The sequence below is a fragment of the Candidatus Methylomirabilota bacterium genome, assembly GCA_036005065.1.
Taxonomy (GTDB): domain Bacteria; phylum Methylomirabilota; class Methylomirabilia; order Rokubacteriales; family DASRDR01; genus DASYQW01.
Genome location: DASYQW010000062.1, coordinates 1 through 16,046 on the forward strand (window position 1 = coordinate 1; position 16,046 = coordinate 16,046).

Below are 16,046 nucleotides of genomic sequence, written 5' to 3' on the forward strand. Positions count from 1 at the left end.
CACGTGCCCTCCTACTGGGCCGCGACTGCCGGGCCCGAGCCCGCGGGCGTGCAGACCCTCGCCGGCGACCGGCGCGCGGAGGTCGCCGTGATCGGCGGCGGCTACACCGGGCTCGCGGCGGCCTATCGCCTGGCCGGCACCCACGGCCTGGACACCGTGGTCCTCGAAGCCCACCGGATCGGCTGGGGCGCGAGCGGGCGCAACGGCGGATTCGCGCTCACCTCGCTCGGGAAGCTCGGCCTCGCCGAGCGGATCCGAAAGTGGGGGCTGGAGACGGCGCGGCGCGCGGTCCAGGTGGGAGTCGAGGCCGTCGAGACGGTGCGCGAGCTGATCGCCCGGGAGCAGATCGCCTGTGACCCGCAGCCGGACGGCTGGCTCCTGGCCGCGCACCGCGCCGGGGCGGTGGCCGACCTGGAGGAGCGCGTCCGGCTCTACCGCGAAGTGCTCGACTTCCGGGAGGTCGAGTTCCTGGACCGGGCCCGGCTCGAGCGCGACGGGTACCTGCGGGGGCCGGCGGCCCACGGCGCGCTCCGCGTCCGGAACGCCTTCGGCCTCCATCCGATGAAGTACGTCCGCGGGCTCGCCGCGGCGGCGATGCGGCGGGGCGCCGTGCTCTGCGACCGGTCACCCGTCGTGGCCTGGCGGCGAGAGGGCGGAGAACACGTGCTGGTCACCCCCACCGGCGCCGTGCGCGCCCGCAAGGTCGTGGTGGCCACCAACGGCTACACGCCCGAAGGACTCCACCCCTTCTTCGGGGGGCGTGTCCTGCCGGCCATCAGCAGCATCGTCGTCACCCGCCCGCTGGCCGAGGCCGAATGGCGCGAGGTCGGCATGCTGACGACCCAGGTCTTCTCCGACTCGCGGAAGCTGCTCTTTTCCTGGCGGCGCCTCCCCGACGGGCGGCTCCTCTTCGGCGGCCGGGGCGGCATCCTCCATGCCCCGGCTGCGCTGGCCAAGCGGCGCCGGCGGCTCGAGGCCGCGCTCGCCGCGAAGTGGCCGGTCCTGCGCGGGGTCGGGAGCGAGTACTTCTGGTCCGGGAACGTCTGCCTCTCGTACGACCTCATGCCGCACGTGAACAGGGTCGACGGCGACCCCAGCGTGGCCTACGCCATGGCGTATCAGGGCAGCGGCGTCGCCATGGCCACCCACTGCGGCGGCCTCGCGGCCGATCTCGTCGCCGGCAAGGACGTCGCCCGCGACACGCCCCTCACGGCGGCGGGGCTGACGCGCTTCCCGCTCCCGTTCCTGCGCCGGGCGTACCTGGCCGGCGCCTACGTCGTCTACAGCATCGAAGACCGCTGGCTCTAGCCGGGATCATTCGCGAGGCATGGCGCCAGCCGCGGCGGATGCGCGCCACCTATCACCGGCGCAAGCGCACCCCCACGCCGACTGTCCCACCATCTGGCACCGAGCATTGATCCCGAAGGCTACGCTCTCCCGGTCGCCCGGGCGCCGATTCTGGTGACCGCCCGGCTGGTCCCAGAGAAGAGGCGCTCCTGGTCAGTCGACGATCGCTTGGTAAACGAGCTGCCTGAAGAGCGTGCGATGGTACAAGCGCAAGGCGCCTGCCGATTGCACCATGAAAACGGCGACCAGCTGCTCCTTCGGATCAACCCAGAAGAGGGTGCCGGCATAACCGCCCCAGTTGAAATCACCGGCTGACCCTGGAACAGGGGCGATGCCGTCCGAGGGCCGCACGGCAAAGCCGAGGCCGAAGGTATAGGTCGATGCTCGCAGCACCGACCCGCCCGGCGTCGCTGCCACGGGCAGGCCTGATCCCAGATGATCGGCGGTCATGTGCTTGATGGTGGTGCGGCTCACCACACGCTGGCCATCCAGGATGCCGCCGTTCGCCAGCATTTGCGCGAAGCGCAAGTAGTCGCCCGCGGTCGCTACGCCGCCCGCGCCGCCGGAGTCGTTTCCTGGCTGTTTCGACACGTCGATCAGCTTGATCGCCGTGCCGGCGAGGGGATCCTTCTCAAAGGGTTCGGCGACACGCCCGATCTTGGCCTCCGGCACCCAGAATCCGGTGTCGCCCATTCCGAGCGGCTTGAACACGCGCTCGCTCATAAAATCGCCGAGGCGCTTGCCCGACGCCGCTTCCACGACGCGCCCGAGCACATCGGAGGCAAGGCTGTACTCCCAGGTCGTGCCGGGCTGATAGAGCAATGGAATCTTGGAGAGGCGCTCGACCTGCTCCGCGCCAGTCATATCGCGTACGTCGAAATCGATCACGCCGGGCTTGAACAGACCGGCCTTGATCAAGGCGTCCTTGACGGCAGCGTTCTGCGTCAGCTCGCCGTATGGAAGGCCAGCGGTATGACGCAAGAGATCCTGCACCGTCATGGGACGCTCTGCCGCGACCTCACCGCCGCTGGTCCAGACCTTGACATCCTTGAAGGCAGGAAGCCATTTGGCGACCGGATCCATGAGCTGCAGCGCGCCGTCCTCGACCAGAAGCATGGCGGCGACCGAGACCATGGGCTTGGTCATCGAGTAGATGCGGAAGATGGTGTCGACCCGCATGGGATCGGTGCCCTTCGGGTCACGCAGACCAACAGCGGTCGCATAGACCAGCTTGCTCTTGCGCGCGATCATCATGACTGCGCCAGGCAGTCTCTTGTCCTCGATCTCCTTCTTGAAGATGGCTGTAAGCCGCGCGAGTCGATCCGGCGACATGCCGACGCTTTCGGGCTGGGCGCTCGCGATGGGAAGCGTGTCGGGTCCTACTGTGCTCTGCGCCTTGGCCACGGCCGGCACGAACAGAGTGGCAATCGTGAGGGCGACGACAGGCAGCACCCTTCGTTGCGAGGGCTGTCGCGTGCTCGAAATCATGGGCATTCCTCCGAATAGAACGCCGCTGACATAGAGGCCAATTCTCGGACTTCCCTGCCCAATCCCCCCAAAACCGCCTGTACCCTACCACACGCGGAGGGCGAGTCAAGGGCAAGGCAGGCCGGGTGGCGTCGAGACGCGAGGCTACGGGCGCAGCACCCGAATCGGCTCGCCGCCCAGGTAGGCCTGGATGTCCTCGAGCGCCTGCCCGTAGAAGATCCGGTAGGTCTCCTCGGTCACGTAACCCAGGTGCGGGGTGATCACCGTGTTGGGGAGCCGGCGGAGCGGGTGGTCGAGCGGCAGCGGCTCCTCGTCGAAGACGTCGAGGCCGGCGCCGGCGATGATGCCGTCGCGGAGCGCGCGGACGAGCGCGGCCTCGTCCACGATGGGACCGCGGGACGTGTTGACGAGGTACGCGCTCGGCTTCAGGAGGGCCAGCTCGCGTGCGCCGAGGAGACCGCGGGTGCGCTCGCTGAGGACGAGGTGAATGGTGACCACGTCCGATCGCGCCAGGAGCTCGTCGCGCCCGACCAGGGTGGCGCCCACCTCGGCGGCGCGCTCGGCGGTGAGGTTCTGGCTCCAGGCCAGCACCCGCATCTCGAACGCGTGCCCGATCCGGGCCACCCGCGAGCCGAGCCCGCCAAGTCCGAGCACCCCGAGGGTCTTGCCGTTGAGCCCGAGCCCGACGCTCTCCTGCCAGCGACCCGCCCGGGTCGCCCGGTCCTCGGTGGGAATGCGCCTGACCAGCGAGAGGATCAGCCCCCAGGCGAGCTCGGCCGTCGGATACGGCAGGCCCGCCGTGCCGCAGACGAGGACGCCGCGCGCGGCCGCCGCGGGCAGGTCGATGGCCGCGTTGCGCATCCCGGCCGTGACGAGGAGGCGGAGCCGGGGCAGGCGGGCGAGGAGCGCTCCCGGGAACGGCGTCCGCTCCCGCATGGCCACGACGATGTCGAAATCGGCCAGCCGGGCGGCGACGGCGTCGAGGTCGGCGAGGTGGTCCCGGAACGCCACCACCTCGACGTCGGCGGGAAGGCGGCGCCAGTCGGCCAGGTGGACGGCGACGCCCTGATAGTCGTCGAGGATCGCGAGGCGGGTCACGATCGCTCGCCGCCGGCGGGCTCGGCCTCCGGAAACGCGGGCATGACGCGCTCGGCGAAGAGCTCCATGTCCGCCAGGAGCTCGTCTCGGGTGCTGCCGAGGAACACGACCCCCACGTGGGCGACGCCCAGGCGCTCGAACTCCCGCAGCTGCTGGATCACGTCGTCGGGATGGCCGAATAGATTTCCGGCCCGGTACTGCGCGAGGGCCTTCTCCTCCGAGCGCTCGGGGTCCCTGGCCACCGTCCGGCGGAAGTGCTGAGATTGCCGCAGCTTCGCCTCGGCCTCCGCCCGGTCCCGGCCGAAGCTCAGCCAGATCTGGAAGTGCACCGACAACCGCGCCGGGTCCCGGCCGGCTTGCACGGCCGCCGCCGTCATGGTCGCGCGGGCCTCGCCGATCCGATCGCGGGCGAGCCCGGCGACGATCAACCCATCCCCCAGCCGGCCGGCCCGCCGAAAGCCCGCCGCCTCGTGGGCGCTCACGTAGATCGGGAACGGCCGCTGCATCGGCTTGGGAGCCAGCTCGATCTCGGCGAAACGAATGTGCGTCCCCTGAAGGCTCGCCCGCCGCTGCGTGAACAGGAGCTGGAGCGCCCGGATGCCTTCCTCGAGGAGGGCGCCGCGGTTCGCCCCCCGGAGCTCGGGCCGGACGGCCTCGAACTCCTCGCGGTACGCCCCGATCCCGAGTCCCAGCATGACGCGCCCGCCCGTCAGCACGTCCAGCGTCGCCAGCTGCTTGGCCACCACGACGACGTCGCGGTGGGGCAGCACGAGCACGCTCAGCACCAGGCGCAACCGCCGCGTCACGTGCGTCAGCGAGGCGTAGGTGATCAGCGGCTCGTAGAAGTTGGGCGCGTCCGCCTGGGTGGCCTGGATGACGTGGGGCGTCGTCAGATGGTCGTTCGCCCACAGCGAGTAGAAGCCGAGCTCCTCGGCGCGGGCGGCCAGCGTGGCGAAATCCTGGGGCCGGACGTAAGGGACCGGATAGGCCGTGCCCTCCCGGCAGGTAGGCAAGCCGACGCCAAAGCGCATCGTGCCCCCCCTCAGCGACCGACCAGGTCGCGGAGGCCATCCGACAGCACCTGAAAGGCCAGCACCACCAGGAAGATCGCCGCGCCCGAGGCGATGGAGATCCACGGCGCCAGGACCAGGTAGGAATAGCCCTCCCGCAGCATGCGGCCCCACGACAGTGCGGGAGGGGGAACGCCGAGCCCCAGGAAGCTCAGGCTCGCCTCGGTCAGGATCGCCGTTCCGACCCCGAACGAGGCCTGGACGAGCAGGACGTCGCTCACGTTCGGCAGGAAGTGGCGCCACATCACGCGGCCGGCGCTCGCCCCCTGGGCCCACGCGGCCGCGATGAACTCCCGCTCGCGCAGCGACACGACCTCACCCCGGACCAGGAGGGCGAAGCTCGGAATGAACGTGATGGCCAGCGCCCCGATCACGTTCCAGAGGCTCACCCCGAGGAAGGCGGTGATGGCGAGAGCCAGCACGAGCGAGGGGAAGACGAGAAACGCGTCCATCACCCGCATGAGCAGGTCGGGCCCGGCGCCGCGGAAGGTGCCCGCCACCAGCCCGAGCGCCGTGCCCGCCGCCATCCCGGCCACCACCGACAGTATCCCCACCACCATCGAGATCCGGGCGCCGACGATGATCTGGCTGAAGACGTCGCGCCCCAGCGGGTCGGTCCCGAGCACGTGAGTCGCGCTGGGCGGCCGGAGGGTCTCGCGCGGACTGTAGCGCGACGCGTCGTACGGGGCCATCCGGGCGCCGAGCGCCGCGCAGAGGAACGCCGCCGCGACGATGCCGGCCCCCAGCGCGACCTCGGCGCCCGCCTTACTGGAGGCGAACCCGGGGATCCACGATCCCATAGGCCAGCTCGACGAGGAAGTTCGTCACGAACACCCCGACGGTCACCACGATGATGACGCCCTGCACGACCGGAAAGTCGCGCCCGAGGATCGAGTCGACCAGCAGGATCCCGATCCCCGGCAGCGCGAAGACCGTCTCGGTGACGACCGCCCCCCCGAAGAGCCGGGAAATGCTGATCCCCAGCACGCTCAGCACCGGAAGCAGCGAGTTGCGCAGGGCGTGCACCCAGAGCACGCGCGTCTCCGAGATGCCCTTGGCGCGGGCCGTCCGCACGTAATCGCTCTCCAGCGCTTCCAGCATCTTGGTCCGCGTCAGCCGGGCCAGGTTCGAGAAGTAGGCGGCGCTCAGGGTGACCGCCGGCAGAGCCATGCGCGTGAGGTTGCCCACCGGGTCTTCCGTGAAGGGCACCGTGCCCGACGACGGCAGCAGCCGAAGCTGAAGCGAGAACAGGAAGATCAAGAGGATGGCGATCCAGAAATTGGGCATGGCGATCCCCAGGCCGGTCAGGAGCGCGATCCCCAGGTCGACCTTCGTGTGCGAGCGGACCGCCGCCAGGATCCCCAGGGCGAGCGCCAGCCCCACCGCCAGCAGGAGCGACAGCGCCGTCAGCTCGAGCGTGACGGGGAGGCGGGCCAGGATGGCCCGAAACACCGGCTCCGAGGTGCGAAAGGACCGCCCCCAGTCGCCGCCGAGGAGCCGGCCGAGCCAGTCGAGGTACTGGACGTACGGCGGGCGATCGAAGCCGAGATCCTGCCGCAGCCGGGCGATCGTGTCGGGGTCGGCGTCGCGGCCCAGCATCAGCACGACGGGATCGCCCAGGACCGCCCGCATGAGCAGGAAGATGAGGGCGGTCAGGAACACGATCGCAAACAGCATCGCCAGAGTGCGGCGCGCCACGAACGTCCACACTGCGGCGCCTGTCGAGCCTTCGCTACTTCTCCAGCCAGAGCTCCCGGAAGCGCGGCACCAGATCGGGGACCCACTTCCAGTTCTGCACCCGGCGGCTCATCACCGCGAACTCGGCGGTGTAGTTCAGGAAGACATACGGCGCGTCGTCCACGATGATCCGCTCGGCCTCGTGATAGAGCGGCTTGCGCTTCTCGGCCTCGAAGATCGCGGCGGCGCGGTCGAGCAGCTCGTCCACCCGGGGGTTGTTGTACCCGGTCGTGTTGGCGAAGCCCTTCGAGTGGAACAGGATGCGCAACAGGCCGTCGGGGTCGGCGCGCTGGGTCCAGTTGGTGTGCGTCCAGTTCGTCTTCTTCTGGACCACCAGAGCGTAGGAGTCCGCCGGGTTCACCGGCTCGAACTCCAGTGTCACGTTGATCTTCTTGAGCTGCTCCTGGAGCAACTCGCCCTGCCGGATCCACTGGGGCGTGTTCGTGACCGTGAACTTGTGCCGGAAGCCGTTGGGATACCCCGCTTCGGCCAGCTTGCGTTTGGCCTGCTCGAGGTCATAGCCGTATCCCTTGAAGTTCGGGTCGAACCACCATACCCCGGGCACCACCGGTCCGCGGGCCGGCTCGCCGAACCCCAGCAGGAAGACGTCGCGAAGCTCGCTCCGATCGATGGCCAGCGCGATCGCCTGCCGCAGCGCCTTGTTGTTGAAGGGCGGCTTGTCCACCCACCACTGCAACGCGTTCCACCGGGCCGGTGGCTTGAGCTCGCTCACCTTGATGGCGCTCTCGCGCGAGAGCGTCGGCACGTCCTTGGCATCCACGTCGGTCGCGATGTCGACCTCCCCGGTGCGCACCATGGTGATCCGCACGGTCGGGTCCGGCACCACCCGGTACACGATCCGATCGAGGTACGGCTTCCCCGGGTCCCAGTAGCCGGCGAACCGCTCCAGGGTGAGATGGGAATCGGTGACCCACTCGACGAATCGGAAGGGGCCCGTGCCCACGGGATTGCGGCCGAAGTCCTCACCGTACTTCTGCACGGCGGCCGGCGAGACGATGAACCCGGGGCGCTCGGCCAGCGCGGCCAGGAGGGGGGCGAACGGTCGCTTCAGCTCGAAGACCACGGTCTGGGGATCGATCACCCCTACCCGCTCGATCGTCGGCTCGAGCTGGCTCCGCTGGGGCGATTTCGTCTTGGGGTCGAGGATCCGCTCGATGTTCCACTTCACCGCCTCGGCGGTGAAGTCCGTCCCATCGTGGAACTTGACCCCGCGCTGCAACTGAAAGGTGATCTTGCGGCCGTCGGGGGAGAACTGCCACGAGCGGGCCAGCTCGGGAACGATGTTGAAGGTGCTGTCCACGCCCACCAGGGTGTTGAAGATCGCGTACAGGACGAACCGCTCGGGCCACTGGACGGAGAGCTGGGGATCGAAGGTCCGGGTCTGCGGAATCCAGCCCACCCGGAGGGTCCCGCCGCGTACCGGTTCGGCGGCGCCGGCGAGGAGCGGCGCGGCCGTCGCCAGCAGCAGGGCGACCACCACCAGGGCCGGGGTCAGGTGTCGAGCGGAGTGCTTGCTGGATCGCCGCATCGCTAGCCTCCTGTTCCGATCGCCGGGTCCACGGTCCTCAGGCGTACCCTCGCGTGAACCGCATCCGGTGCGCGTCGGACATCCCGGTGTCCGGTCACCCCGCCCGTCGGATGCGCACGGTCTTGGGGCCTTCGAAGATGATGCGCTCGCAGCTCTTCGCGAAGGGTTCCACGTTTTCGATGATCCGGCCGATGTGCGCGACGGGCAGGTCCCCCTTGAAGTCGCGCCAGGCCGCCTGCCCGTAGGCGATGCCGATCTTGTAGAGCTGGTAGCGAGGATCGTCGTAGTAGATGATGTCGCCGGCCTGGAGCACGGTGACCGGGTTCTCGACCTCTCCCAGGTTCAACGGGTAGTTCTTCTCGGTGCGCCACGCCGCGCCGGACCATCGGACCTGGATCGTCCGGTCCTCGATCGGCAGGAGCGACCAGACCTTCTCACACGTCCGCGGGGCCTTCTCGGGGAAAAGTACGGCCCTGGCCACGATTCCATCCAGCTCGATCGCGATGTTGGGCACCGCCTCTGCTCCTTTCGACGTACCCGGCTCGGGACGTCACCCGTCCGCCCCCCGAGCCATCTGCGCGGTGATCCAATCCTCCACCTCGCGGGACGGCACCACGTGGGCATACTTCATCGCCATGTCGAAGAGGTTGACCCGATGTGGCGTCTCCGCCCGATCGAAGACCGCCTCGATGGGCACGACCGTCTTGAACCGATACGAATAGCTGTCGAGCACCGTGGCCCGGACACACCCGCTGGTGGTGCAGCCGGTGACGATCACGGTGTCGATGCGCCGCTCGATGAGGTAGCTCGCCAGGTGCGTCCCGAAAAACGCGCTGGGGACGTCCTTGGCGATGACGACTTCACCAGGCGCCGGCTTCACCTCGTCCACGATGGCCGTCCCGCGGTCGGCCTCGCCCGCCCGGCCCCCCTTGGGCACGCCGTGGGTGAAGAAGACCGGGAGCCTGGCCTCGCGCGACAGGTCGAGAAGCCGGCGGATGAATGGGAGCGCGGTCCAGGCGTAGACGCCGCAGCTGTCCTTGAACTTTTCGATCGCCTGCCAGACGGGCTCGGGCTGTTCCCCCGTGAAATTGTACTCCATGTCCACCACGAGGAGGGCGCCGCGCGTGCCGAAGCCCCGGAGCCGGCCGTACCCGGCCCGATGGTAGACCTCCTGCTCCGCATCGGGGATCAGTCCGTCCCAGAGCGCCATGGAGGGGTTCCTCGGGAGGCCCGGCAGATCGCCTCCGCCGTGATCGGCAGCTCGGTGAAGCGCGTCCCCGTCGCGTCTGCGATCGCGTTGGCGATGGCCGCCGGGGCCGCGATGACCGGCGGCTCTCCGACTCCCTTGGCCCCGAACGGGCCGTGGTCGGACGGGACCTCGACGATCACCGTGTCGATCGACGGAACCTGGTCGCTCTGCGGGAGCGCGTAGTCCATCAGCGTGCCCGCCAGCATCTGGCCCTGGGCGTCGTAGGGCATCCGCTCGAAGAGCGCCCATCCGATGCCCTGGGCGACGCCGCCGTGAAGCTGGCCTTCGACCGCGGCCGGATTGATGGCCCGCCCCACGTCCTGGACGACGAGGTGGCCGAGGACCTCGACGCGGCCCGTCTCGGAATCCACCGCCACCTCCGACAGGTGGGCCGCGAAGGCCGGCGACCGCGCGAGCGTGGCGCTGGCGCCCCGGCCGAAGACGGGCTCGTACTTGGCCCCGAACTGCATGCTGGCCTTGGCGACGTCGCCCAGGGTCACGAAGCGGCCGGGGACGCCCCGCACCCGGACGGCTCCGTCGACGATCTCGAGGTCGTCCATCGCCGCCTCCAGCTTGTCCGCCGCGATGGCGAGGATCTGGCGCTGCGCGTCCCGGGCCGCGCGCTCCACGGCGAGCCCCGCGGTGTAGGTGATCTTGCTGCCCCCGCTGGCGCCCCCGTAGGGCGCGGTCTCCGTGTCGCCGTTGATCACGCGGACGGCCTCGACGGGGAGCCCGACGCTCTCGGCCGCGATCTGGGCGAAAGCCGTGTTGGTGCCACTCATGTCGACCGTGCCCACCACGATGCTGATCGTGCCGTCCCGATCCATCCGGCACACGGCACTGGCGGGCTCGATGCCGCCCAGCCAGCCCCCCACGGCGACGCCCACGCCGCGGCGGAGGCGTCCGTTCCCCGAGTCGGCGGGAGACAGCGCGCGACGATCGCGCTCCGCCCGCAGGCGCTCCAGGCACTCGCGCAGGCCCATCTTGGGCCACGGCTGCCCCGAGATCATGGGATCGCCCGGCCGGGAGGCGTTCTTCAGCCGGAGCTCCAGCGGGTCCATCCCGATGCCCCGGCCCAGCTCGTCCATGTGCGACTCGAGGGCGAACGTCGCCTGCACGGCGCCCGGCGCGCGGTAGGCGCCGTTGCCGGTCTTGTGGGTGAGCACCTCGTAGCCGCGGAGATCCACGTGGGGGATCTGGTAGTAGCTCCCCATCAGCATGAGCGCGATTCCCACCGGAGCACCCGCGAAGGCGCCGGCGTCGAACACGACCCGGCCCTGGAGGGCCACCAGCATCCCGTCGCGCTTCACGCCCATCTTCAGCTCGAACACCGCCGCCGGCGCCGGCGTGGTGGCAAGGAACTCCTCGGTGCGGGTCAGCACGACGGACACCGGCCGCCGGAGTCGCAAGGCCAGCGCGCCCGCCAGCGGCTCCAGCAGGACGAATTTTCCGCCAAAGGCGCCGCCCAGCGGGGTGGCGATGATCTTGACCCGGTGCTCGGGCAACCCGAGCACCTCGCAGACTTCCGACCGGGTGAAGAACAGCGCCTGAGTGCTGGTCCAGATCGTCAGGGCCCCCAGCGGATCCGCCGCGGCCAGCGCGGCTTGAGGCTCCAGATAGGCCTGGTGCACCGTCGACGTCGTGTACCGGCGCTCGACGACGACATCGGCCTCGGCGAAGCCTCGCGCCACGTCACCCCGGCTGAAGCGCTGCGTGTTCACCACGTTGGGTCCCACGTCTTCCTGGAGTCGCTGGCCTCCCGCCGCGGCGCCGTGCATGGCCAGCTCTTCCTCGCCGCTGGCGCCCCCCTTCCCGCGCACGCGCGGGGCATCCTTGCGCATGGCCTCGGCGACGTCGACCGCCGGCGGGAGCACCTCGTACTCGACCTCGACCAAGCCCGCGGCGTCTTCGGCCACGGCCGCCGTCTCGGCCACCACCGCCGCCACGGGATGTCCGGCGAAGAGCACGCGGTCGACCGCCAGCGGGCACTTGGCGCGCGCATTCTCATCGACCTTGGCGAGACGGAGATCCCCGGCCTGAAAGACGCCCAGGACCCCGGGCACGGCGGCCGCGGCCGCGGTGTCGAGTCGCGCGATGCGCGCGTGGGCATGGGGGCTCAGGACCAGGCGGGCGTGAACCATGCCGGGCAGCTGCAGATCGGCGGCGTAGCGTGTGAGGCCGACCACCTTTTCCCCGCCGTCCACGCGGCGGATGGAGCGTCCGATCAGCGACGGCTGCGACATTCAGGCGCCTCCCGAAACCAGGAGTGACGGATCGACCGGGCGACCTCGCGCCCGCGCTCCCCCTCGGGGCGCGGACACCCGAAGCCTATCACCTCTTGGTCAAGTACGCTCGCCACGGCTTCCAGTAGTACTTCTTCCACCCCGCGGTGACCCCCCGGACGTCCCGGTCCGCCACGTTGGCGTGGACGAGGCGGATGCGCCCGGACTTGCCGCGAGGCCAGAACGTGAGGATCAGGATCGAGTCGAGATCCTTGGAGCCGAAGTTCGTCGATCGCCAGGTCTGGACGATCATGCGCCCGGGTCGGGTGCCCAGCATCTTTCCCGAGAGGGCTCCGTTGAATGCGCGGAAGGCGGAGCCCGGCTTCGCGCTGATCTTGACCGGGCCTCCGGTGATCGCCGCGTGACTCCTGGGATTCAGATACATGCGGTACAGTGCGGCGGCCGTGGCGGGCAACGTCACGCTCTGCTGGATCGTCTTCGGCATGATCGAACCCTCCGCTGCCAAGGCCAGAGCGGGATCCGCGTCGCTTCCCGGTCTCGACGCGTAATCGCCTCAGCCCTGGCGGCTCTTCCCCATTACGGCCCGGACGTGAGCGATGTACTTCTCGTCAATCGCAGAAGCGGGGATGTAGATGCTGATGTTGCTGAGGCTCAGGATCGCCCAGACGCCGCCGAATCGCGCGACGCGATCAACCTTCTCGAGCGGTAGCCAGTGCCACGCTTGGCCGACCCTTTGGCCGATGCGGTCTTCTTCGACGACGACGTCCACGTGCATCGGACCAAAGAGCAAGGGGCGCACGAACCCGGCGACGCACAGGACAACATTGTTCCACGCCGGGAAGAGGACGACCAACGACAACAGGAACCAGGGAGACGCCCACCAGGCCATGGCGAAGACGAATGCCGTGATGGCCACCATCACCAGCACACCCGGCCAGTAGCCCATCCAGGTGGCGACGTGGCCGGCCAGAAGCTGCCGGCGACTCAGCTCACACGAGATGTGAAGTCGGTCAAGAGACATGGCCCTTACCTGACCGCCCCGGCGACCAGGCCGGTCGCCAGCCGGCGCTGCAAGACGAGAGAGACCAGCACCGAGGGGAGCGTGAACACGACGGCGCCGGCCATCATGATCTCGATCGGCGTCTCCAGGTACCCGATCCACGAGGCCAGCCCCACCGACGTGACCCACAGGGACTGGTCGCTGACGAAGGTCACGGCGAACACGAACTCGTTCCACGCCTCGAAGAACCCGATCGCGAAGGCCGTGACCAGCGCCGGGGTCGACAGGGGTATCGTGATGCGACGGAGGACGCCCACGCGGGAGCAGCCGTCCACCAGGGCGGCCTCCTCGATCTCGACCGGGATCGCGTCGAAGAAGGCCTTGAGGATCCAGACCGTGATGGGGGCGGTGATCGCCGCGTTCGCCAGGATCAGCCCCAGGCGGCTGTCGAGCAGGCCGACCCGATTGAACAGCACGAACAGCGGGACGATGAGCACCGCGGTGGGCAGCATCTGTGTCAGAAGCAGGAGGAACCCCACGGTGCCCCGCCCGCGGTAGCGGAAGCGCGACAGGCTGTAGGCGCCGAACACCGACGCCGTGACCGCCAGCACCGCGGCGCCGGTCCCCACCACGAAGCTGTTGGCCAGCCAGCGCCCGATCGGCTGAGTCGCGAAGAGCCGGCCGAACACGGCGATCTCGGCGAAGTTGGGGGCCACCCGCGGCGGCCACCCGTACAGGTCCGCCGTCCGTTGAATCGCCGTCACCAGCATCCAGTAGACGGGCAACAGCGAGAACCTCAAGGCGAGCGCGACGAGCCCGTATCGGCCTCCCCGCCGTATCGTCCGGCGAACGCTCCACGCCGACGCCGGCCCGCTCGACATCTCAGGAGGCTCTCCGAGCAACCGCGCGCCGCCTGAGGCCCGGCCACACGGGTCTGGTTGTCCGCTCCGAGCGCCGGCTTCGCCGGCGCAACCCATTCCTGGGGGAGGTCTCGGAGGGGGCCGCCGAGGCCCCCTCCGATGAACTAGACCGCGGCCGCTCCACCGCGTCGCTCGAGGACCTGGTAGACGACGGCGATGATCGCCGAGATGCCGATGCCGACCATGGCCAGCGCCGAGGCCGTCCCCATCCGAAAATTCCGAAAGGCTTCCCGGTAGATCTCGACCGCGAGAACGTCCGTGGCGCCGGCCGGGCCGCCCTGGGTGAGGATCCAGACGGTGGCGAAGCGCTTCAGCGCCCAGATCGTGAACAGCAGCGTCAGCACGCCGAAGGTCGGCCGGATGCTCGGCAGGGTGACGTGCCGGAAGGTCGCGGCGCCGCCGGCGCCGTCGATCCGCGCCGCCTCGTAGAGGGAGCGGTCCACGGCCGTCAGGGCCGACAGCAGCACGACCGCCCCCAGCGGGAACAATCGCCACACGTCCACCAGGATGACGGCGGGAAGGGCCCAGCTCGGCGACACCAGCCAGCCGACACTCGCCCGGATGATCCCGAGGCGCCCCAGGATGAAGTTCACGAGGCCGTACTGGGCGTCGTACATCCAGTACCAGATGAGCGCGCTGGCCACCAGGGGAGTGCCCCAGGGGACCGTCAACGCCGCCCGCGCCAGTCCTCGGCCCTTGAACTCGTCGCAGAGCAACAGCGCGCACGCCATGCTGATCACCAGGGTCAGTCCCACGATCCCCGTCGTGTACATCACGGTGATCCACACGCTGTTCGCGACCTCGGCCGAGCGCGCCAGGTCCCGGTAGTTCGCGATGCCCACGAAGTCCGCCGCCCGCGGAAGGAGGTCGCGGCCTCCATAGAGGCTGCGGAGCAAGCCACGACCCATCGGGTAGAGCACCAGCGCGCCCATCAGCAGGGTGACGGGCGCGATCAGCAGATACGGGAGGGCGGCCTCCCGCCAGACGGCGGAGGGAGGGCGCGGCGCTGCTGCGAGTCGGCCGCCGGACGTGCCCAACACCACCGCTCGGGCGTCGCTACGGCTTCTTCACGACCTTCTCCTCCAGCTCGGCCTGGGCCGCGTCCATCTCCGCCTTGGGATCGAGGTTGCGCACGAGCACGTTGCTCACGTGCTTCAGCACGATGTTCCGGAACTCGGGCAGCCGGGTCTCGAATCCCGCGGGCAGGATGGCATCCGGAACCACCGGCAGCTCGACGAACGTCCGCAGGTGCGGCGCCTCCTTGAAGATCGCCTCGTTCGCGGACTTCGAGTTCACGATGTTCCGGGCGGCCAGGCCATAGTCCTTCAGGTGTCGCTGGAAGAACTCCAGGAAGGCCGCGGCCTCCTTCGGATGGCGGGCGGCTTTGGGAATCGTCAGGAAGACCGACTCCACATGAGTGACCGGCTGCTTGAACGGCGGGGGTACCGCCTCCACCTCGATGGCGGGATTCTGTGTCCGGGAGATCACGATGTGGTTCTGGTTGTCGGTCAGCATCGCGACCTTCTCGTGATAGAACATGCGCCGATAGGTGGCCGAGTCGACGCCCTTCGGGAAGATTCCCGCATCGTACATCTCTTTCAGGAACCGGACCGCCGCCACCACGGGCGCAGAGTTCACGGCCGGCTTCCCATCCACGGCCCACCGGCCGCCGAACCCGATGACCCAGAAGGACGCTTCGTACCACCAACCCGCCTCCTGATCCATCGTATGACGGACGCCGTAGCCGAACTGGTCCGGGGCCCGGGTCAGCCTCTTGGCCACCGAAAGGAACTCCTCGGGGGTGCGCGGCGGCTGAGCGATGCCCGCCTCGCGGAACAGGCGCTTGTTGATCAGCAGCGCGTAGGAGACATAGTCGACCAGGACGCCATACGTCCGCCCACTCACCTCACCGATCCGCTGAGCCGGCAGGAACTCGTTCTTCAACCTGGCCAGGTTGACCATCGTGTCGAGCGGGGCCAGATGCTCGCGCGTCATGAAAGAGAAGAACATGGTGTCCGACGCCGTCACGACGTCCGGCGCATTGCCGGCCGCCAGCCGTACCATCAGCGTTTCCTCGAACCGCGGGTACGGAATGCTGAATTCCTTGATCTTCACCTGCGGGTACTCGACACTGAAGGCCGCGGTGATCTTCCGCAGCGCGTCGCCCCGCGTCGGCACCGCCCACCACCAGGTGGCGAGCTCGAGCTCCACCGGGGTCTGTCCGTGAGCCAGCCGCAGCGTCCCCAGCAGGCCGGTGGTCACGAAGGCGAGGAGCGTGGCGATCCCGCACGCGAGCAACGAGCGACGCATCATGGTCGGATCCTCCCGATCTTGACCGGGTGGGG

15 protein-coding genes are annotated in these 16,046 nt (G+C 69.3%); 1 reads left to right on the forward strand and 14 read right to left on the reverse strand.

The window, feature by feature from the left end:
• Window positions 1-1,308: FAD-binding oxidoreductase (locus VGW35_04370; GenBank protein ID HEV8306878.1), on the forward strand; the 1,308-nt coding region annotated here is incomplete at its 5' end.
• 192 nt (window positions 1,309-1,500) lie between these two features.
• Here VGW35_04370 and VGW35_04375 read toward each other — a convergent pair.
• The 14 genes from VGW35_04375 to VGW35_04440 all read right to left on the reverse strand — a co-directional run bounded on the left by VGW35_04375 (window position 1,501) and on the right by VGW35_04440 (window position 16,014).
• Entirely contained in the window at window positions 1,501-2,835 is a 1,335-nt protein-coding gene (locus tag VGW35_04375; GenBank protein ID HEV8306879.1) for a serine hydrolase domain-containing protein, read from the reverse strand.
• A 144-nt stretch (window positions 2,836-2,979) separates the two neighbouring features.
• Window positions 2,980-3,933, reverse strand: a complete 954-nt coding sequence (locus VGW35_04380; protein ID HEV8306880.1) for a D-2-hydroxyacid dehydrogenase family protein — start codon at window positions 3,931-3,933, stop codon at window positions 2,980-2,982.
• Window positions 3,930-4,964 (reverse strand): TIGR03619 family F420-dependent LLM class oxidoreductase, encoded by a 1,035-nt coding sequence (locus VGW35_04385; GenBank protein ID HEV8306881.1) that lies wholly within the window; start codon window positions 4,962-4,964, stop codon window positions 3,930-3,932. Before VGW35_04385 ends, VGW35_04380 begins: the two co-directional genes overlap by 4 nt.
• A gap of 11 nt (window positions 4,965-4,975) precedes the next feature.
• Window positions 4,976-5,803: an ABC transporter permease gene (locus tag VGW35_04390; protein ID HEV8306882.1), complete on the reverse strand. Its 828-nt coding sequence runs from the start codon at window positions 5,801-5,803 to the stop codon at window positions 4,976-4,978.
• Window positions 5,769-6,701, reverse strand: a complete 933-nt coding sequence (locus tag VGW35_04395) for an ABC transporter permease (protein ID HEV8306883.1) — start codon at window positions 6,699-6,701, stop codon at window positions 5,769-5,771. The genes VGW35_04390 and VGW35_04395 overlap by 35 nt, the downstream gene beginning before the upstream one ends.
• 34 nt (window positions 6,702-6,735) lie before the next feature.
• Window positions 6,736-8,289, reverse strand: a complete 1,554-nt coding sequence (locus VGW35_04400) for an ABC transporter substrate-binding protein (protein HEV8306884.1) — start codon at window positions 8,287-8,289, stop codon at window positions 6,736-6,738.
• A gap of 94 nt (window positions 8,290-8,383) precedes the next feature.
• Window positions 8,384-8,803 (reverse strand): DUF3830 family protein, encoded by a 420-nt coding sequence (locus VGW35_04405; GenBank protein ID HEV8306885.1) that lies wholly within the window; start codon window positions 8,801-8,803, stop codon window positions 8,384-8,386.
• 36 nt (window positions 8,804-8,839) lie between these two features.
• Window positions 8,840-9,499, reverse strand: coding sequence for an isochorismatase family protein (locus tag VGW35_04410; protein ID HEV8306886.1), 660 nt, complete (start codon window positions 9,497-9,499; stop codon window positions 8,840-8,842).
• On the reverse strand, window positions 9,478-11,781 hold the full coding sequence (locus VGW35_04415; GenBank protein ID HEV8306887.1) for a xanthine dehydrogenase family protein molybdopterin-binding subunit: 2,304 nt from the start codon (window positions 11,779-11,781) through the stop codon (window positions 9,478-9,480). The genes VGW35_04410 and VGW35_04415 overlap by 22 nt, the downstream gene beginning before the upstream one ends.
• An 88-nt stretch (window positions 11,782-11,869) precedes the next feature.
• Window positions 11,870-12,265 (reverse strand): hypothetical protein, encoded by a 396-nt coding sequence (locus VGW35_04420; GenBank protein ID HEV8306888.1) that lies wholly within the window; start codon window positions 12,263-12,265, stop codon window positions 11,870-11,872.
• Window positions 12,266-12,334: 69 nt separating this feature from the next.
• Window positions 12,335-12,802: a hypothetical protein gene (locus VGW35_04425; protein ID HEV8306889.1), complete on the reverse strand. Its 468-nt coding sequence runs from the start codon at window positions 12,800-12,802 to the stop codon at window positions 12,335-12,337.
• Window positions 12,803-12,807: 5 nt separating this feature from the next.
• Complete coding sequence (locus tag VGW35_04430) at window positions 12,808-13,566, reverse strand: carbohydrate ABC transporter permease (protein ID HEV8306890.1); 759 nt, start codon at window positions 13,564-13,566, stop codon at window positions 12,808-12,810.
• Window positions 13,567-13,805: 239 nt separating this feature from the next.
• Complete coding sequence (locus VGW35_04435) at window positions 13,806-14,741, reverse strand: sugar ABC transporter permease (GenBank protein HEV8306891.1); 936 nt, start codon at window positions 14,739-14,741, stop codon at window positions 13,806-13,808.
• 16 nt (window positions 14,742-14,757) lie between these two features.
• On the reverse strand, window positions 14,758-16,014 hold the full coding sequence (locus VGW35_04440; GenBank protein HEV8306892.1) for a sugar ABC transporter substrate-binding protein: 1,257 nt from the start codon (window positions 16,012-16,014) through the stop codon (window positions 14,758-14,760).
• Window positions 16,015-16,046: the final 32 nt, after the last annotated feature.